Source organism: Dehalococcoidales bacterium (assembly GCA_028716225.1).
Classification (GTDB): domain Bacteria; phylum Chloroflexota; class Dehalococcoidia; order Dehalococcoidales; family UBA5760; genus UBA5760.
Window position 1 is genome coordinate 1 of record JAQUQE010000086.1, and the last position, 4,188, is coordinate 4,188.

9 protein-coding genes are annotated in these 4,188 nt (G+C 45.6%); all 9 read left to right on the plus strand.

Annotated elements, in window-relative coordinates; translation table 11 throughout:
• A partial coding sequence (locus PHI12_13775) for a hypothetical protein (GenBank protein MDD5511862.1) occupies positions 1–241 on the plus strand: 241 nt, incomplete at its 5' end.
• Between the two features lie 191 nt (positions 242–432).
• Positions 433–846 (plus strand): hypothetical protein, encoded by a 414-nt coding sequence (locus PHI12_13780; GenBank protein MDD5511863.1) that lies wholly within the window; start codon positions 433–435, stop codon positions 844–846.
• A complete protein-coding gene (locus PHI12_13785; protein ID MDD5511864.1) occupies positions 843–1,343 on the plus strand; it encodes an ASCH domain-containing protein in 501 nt (166 codons plus the stop codon). The genes PHI12_13780 and PHI12_13785 overlap by 4 nt, the downstream gene beginning before the upstream one ends.
• Entirely contained in the window at positions 1,343–1,867 is a 525-nt protein-coding gene (locus tag PHI12_13790) for a hypothetical protein (protein MDD5511865.1), read from the plus strand. Before PHI12_13785 ends, PHI12_13790 begins: the two co-directional genes overlap by 1 nt.
• A gap of 37 nt (positions 1,868–1,904) precedes the next feature.
• Positions 1,905–2,093: a hypothetical protein gene (locus PHI12_13795; protein ID MDD5511866.1), complete on the plus strand. Its 189-nt coding sequence runs from the start codon at positions 1,905–1,907 to the stop codon at positions 2,091–2,093.
• Between the two features lie 36 nt (positions 2,094–2,129).
• The gene (locus PHI12_13800; GenBank protein MDD5511867.1) at positions 2,130–2,285 is read left to right on the plus strand and encodes a hypothetical protein; all 156 of its coding nucleotides are present in this window, start codon (positions 2,130–2,132) and stop codon (positions 2,283–2,285) included.
• A 26-nt stretch (positions 2,286–2,311) separates the two neighbouring features.
• On the plus strand, positions 2,312–2,734 hold the full coding sequence (locus PHI12_13805; protein ID MDD5511868.1) for a hypothetical protein: 423 nt from the start codon (positions 2,312–2,314) through the stop codon (positions 2,732–2,734).
• Positions 2,735–2,995: 261 nt separating this feature from the next.
• The gene (locus PHI12_13810; GenBank protein ID MDD5511869.1) at positions 2,996–3,592 is read left to right on the plus strand and encodes a peptide deformylase; all 597 of its coding nucleotides are present in this window, start codon (positions 2,996–2,998) and stop codon (positions 3,590–3,592) included.
• Positions 3,593–3,604: 12 nt separating this feature from the next.
• The coding region (locus PHI12_13815; GenBank protein MDD5511870.1) for a hypothetical protein at positions 3,605–4,188 on the plus strand (584 nt) is incomplete at its 3' end.

Here is a 4,188-nt window from a genome sequence, read left to right on the forward strand (position 1 = left end):
CAACACGACTGGGGTTTTATTCCGCCAAAAGAATGTAAACAACAAAGGAGGTGAAATCATGGCTGAGAACAAATTTATCGTAGGAGTACAAGGTGACCAGATTGTTGTGGGTTTACCAATGAGAACGGCCCGTATGTCCAAGGCAGATGCTCTGTTATTGGCTGCATGGCTTGTGGCTCTATCAACAGATGATTACGATGAATATTTCATGCCGATTCTAGAAGACGTATTGGACAGTTAGCAGGAGGATACTATGAGCGAACTTTTTACCTGTAAATACTGTAAAAATACAGACAAACAAGTCTTGGAATGGACAGTTTGGCGTACAGCATGGCAAGGGAGGCAACCCCTAGGAAAATTTTACGCCCACATGAACTGTCATTTTAAAGAGATGTCCACATTCGGAGATGGGCATGGAGAGAGGGTAACAGCATGAAACAAAAATTCAGAAGAAATAAGCCACCGCTGAAGCTCATGGAGAAGGGCGACCGAAGAGCTATACTAAAAATCGCCTACATAGCCCCAGACGGCTCAATATTTAAGCGTGTTTGTGACATGACTGAAGAAGAGAAGGAAGACTACCGTCATAAAGCTATTGAGAGGGCGTTAGCTGTGGCTAAAAAGCAAGAAGCTGCTATCCCCAAGCCAGAGGTCTTTGTTTTGGTAGAAAGGAAGCCAGCCCCGGACATTAAGCATGGTCAACCTGTGAAGGTTAAGACTGGCGATCACGCCGGGGAAATTGCTGTAGTGATCGGACCATCGAAGACGCTACCTGGACGACTTGGTGTACTGACGCTGGGGGGATTAGTCCACTATAAACTAGAAGATCTGGAGGTACAAAAATGAAAGCATTGAGCATTCGGCAACCATGGGCATGGTTAATTTGTGCAGGGTACAAAGATGTGGAGAATAGGAGCTGGTATCTTCATATGCCGCCGCTTCTGAATCATCCTTCATATGAAAAAAACGTACCGATGCACATCTATGTTCATGCAGGGAAGATCTCCGATGTAGAGAAAACAGGTAATGGCTGTTCAACTGAGAGATACATTTTAGCGATGCTCAAGGAAGAACAAAAAGAGGAGTATTTTAAAGCAACTTTCACATTGGGAGCAATTATTGGCGAAGTAGATATAGTCGGTTGTAGCTTCCGTTTTGGGGAGGAGCTCGACAACCTATATTCTCCCTGGCATGAACCCGGTCAATACGCTTTCATGATGGCAAATCCTCAGCTCTATGACAAACCGATCCCCTACCGCGGGCGACTCGGCTTTTTCGAAGTAAATCTTCCGGAAGTTAATAGTTGTCCCATTCTCAAAAAGCCGGCTGTAGGAGATAGGTGATGATTATTACAGATCCTGCAGAATATCGAATTGGTGACTTCGTTGTTGTCGATGGCGCTGGACCAGCGTTTACTGTGCTTTCCGGGACACTGGGGAGGTTCGACGAAGACTGGAAGAACCTTGAACGCAAACCCTGGCATACCGCTTTCATATCCAGGATAGATTCTGACGGCACCGTATGGGTAAGTGAGGCAAAGGGCGGGGTCGGGATTACAGAAAGCCGGCTGGACTCTTTCAAGGAGCCGTACCTGGTTTTCAGATGGTTCGATACTCCCCCGGATGCAGCTGAGGTCAAGGACTTTATTGATGAGTACCGCGGAGAGAAGTACGACAGCTTCTGGGGGTACCTGTTCGTCATTATCTGGTATTTCTGGAAATGGTGGCCATTTATAATTGACAAAAATTGGTATTGCTGGGAGTGGCTCTGGTTCTTCGCCCTCCGTTTTGGCAAGCCTATCGATAACGTGCACAAGTACCCGCTAATCACACTATTGCTTGTAAAAATAAAATACCCGGGTTATTAAAGATAACAGAGCTTATCTACATTATAGGAGGTGTAAATTGAAACGGAAAGAAATAATACTACTTGTTTTCTTCATCATCTTCTTCATCGCAGTTATAGATGTACCGTTTGGGATGATAGCCAAACCCCCAATGTGGTTTTATTTCGTTGCTCCCCCAGTAGCTTTCCTAATTTGCGGTCTTTTCAACATTTTGCTGGATATAATTATTCGGTGGGCAAAAAAATAGTCATATAGAGCTTATCTACATTAAAGGAGGTAGAAAATGTCTGAAAGAATAGTTTACATAATTAGAAAAACAAAACGGTGGAGTAATCCCTCTGATAACACTGAGAGATGCCCTTATTGTGGAATCAATGTCCCCCCTCACTGCGGACATCAATGTGACTACGAGATTGTAATCTGGAAAAGAACTGAGTAGAGAGCTTATCTACATGGGAGGGGAAAATGTCAGTTGAATTGTTAGATGGACCATGCAAGGGCGATTATCTGGTGAAGCGGTGTCCTATGTTTTTAAGAGCTGTGAAAAATGGGACTGGGGAGAACGACCTTCTCGACCAGGTCGAAGATTCGCCGGCGAAAAATGAAAAAGTATTCATTTACCAGATGGAGGGAGACCCGGGCTGGATTCATCTCTTGATGTCACCGAGGTCTAAATCAGGTTTTTATGCTCTAGCAAAGTATCGCTATCTACCAGACATTGACGGTGAGAGATTCCGAGATAATGCAGTCTGGCAGAACTGGGCGACCGAGCAAATGAATTTAACCTTGCCGGAGTGCCCAGTTGATAAGAAGACGTGCGATAGAGTTATCAAAGCCTGCTGCTCCTGCGCCAGGAATATAGAGAAATCGAATGAGGAAACGGTATGAAAAAGAAAATTCGATATTGGTTAACTAAATTACTCCGTTGTAAGCATAGGCATTTTGAATATGAAGATGCAGGGGGGAAGGCTTGCGTTTATAATCACTGCGGTCTTGATTGTCAGTGCTCAATTCCGGTCTACGACGTGTACTGTAAAGACTGCGGAATGAGTTGGACTCTGGGGGAAGATGAGCTTATTAGCTTCTTCGCCAGACAAAAACGGGATTCATGTAGATAACCATACTTATTTACAGTAAGGAGCTGAGTTAATGACCATATTGAAAGTAGTATGTGCCTGGTGTGGTAAAGACCTGGGAGAAAAAGACGGGCAGGGTACCGAAGGTATTTCGCACGGAATCTGTAAAGATTGCCTGGCCAAACAACTGGCGGATCGTGTGAAAGTTTCAACAATACACCCCTGCCTGGTGATGGTACCTGATGAAAGGCTTCGCCGGTCCTGTGAAGAAGTTGTAGAGGGAGAAGTCTTGACTGGGGTGTTAGGACTGATGAAAGAAGTTTTAGAGGCTTGCCGTCGGGCAGGTATCAATACAATCTCCATCGCAGCTCCCCAGGTTGGCATTATGAAGAAGGTCTTTATCATAGATTCTCCTTCGATTGAAATGGTAGTAATCAATCCAGTTGTAACTAAGACTAGCGGGAAACAGGTAAACAAAGAGGGATGTCTCTCCTTTCCCGTTGGAGTATATTATCGAGTGGAAAGACCCAACATTGTTAAGTTTCGGTACCAGAATAGTAACGGTTTTACCCGCTCGATGAAATTCCATGACATTTATGCCGCTGCCGTTCTGCATGAAATAGACCACATTGAGGGCATACTCATGGATGACCGTGGACTTCCTTACTAGTGGGTGAAGGGATTGACAAATAAGACTGTAAAAGTATACACCTCGTCGGATCTGATTGAACTTCTTCGCAGTAAATACAAGGTTTATACTGTCGCGAACGGTAATGCGCCGACGATCCTCCTTGAGCAGGTCGCTAACGCAACCGGCTTTTCCGCTGGCCGCTGGATCGATGCCGCAGTCTTCGAAATGTGGCCATCAAAGGGATTAACCCGCCGTGCCTTCGAAGTCAAGATAAGCAGAAATGATTTCCTGAGAGAACTCAAGCAGCCGGAAAAGTATCAATGGTGTCGGCAATACTTCCATGAATTCTGGTATGTGGCACCAAAGGATGTCATTAAAGCGGAAGAGCTGCCTGAAGGAGCCGGGTGGCTATATCCTGCCGGCAGCCGGCTTATCACGGCACGACAGGCTTCACACAGCCGCAAGGCAGAGCTCAGCGACGAGCTGCTGTCATCCTTCCTTCGGTCGGCTGCAAAAGAAATCGAGAATGCAGCCAGGAGAGACAAGGTGCAGCTATTGAGCCAGGATGAAGGATATAAGACTGCCCAGTTGTATCAAAAGGCAGTACTCCGTTTCCTGGAACAGCGTGGTAACCG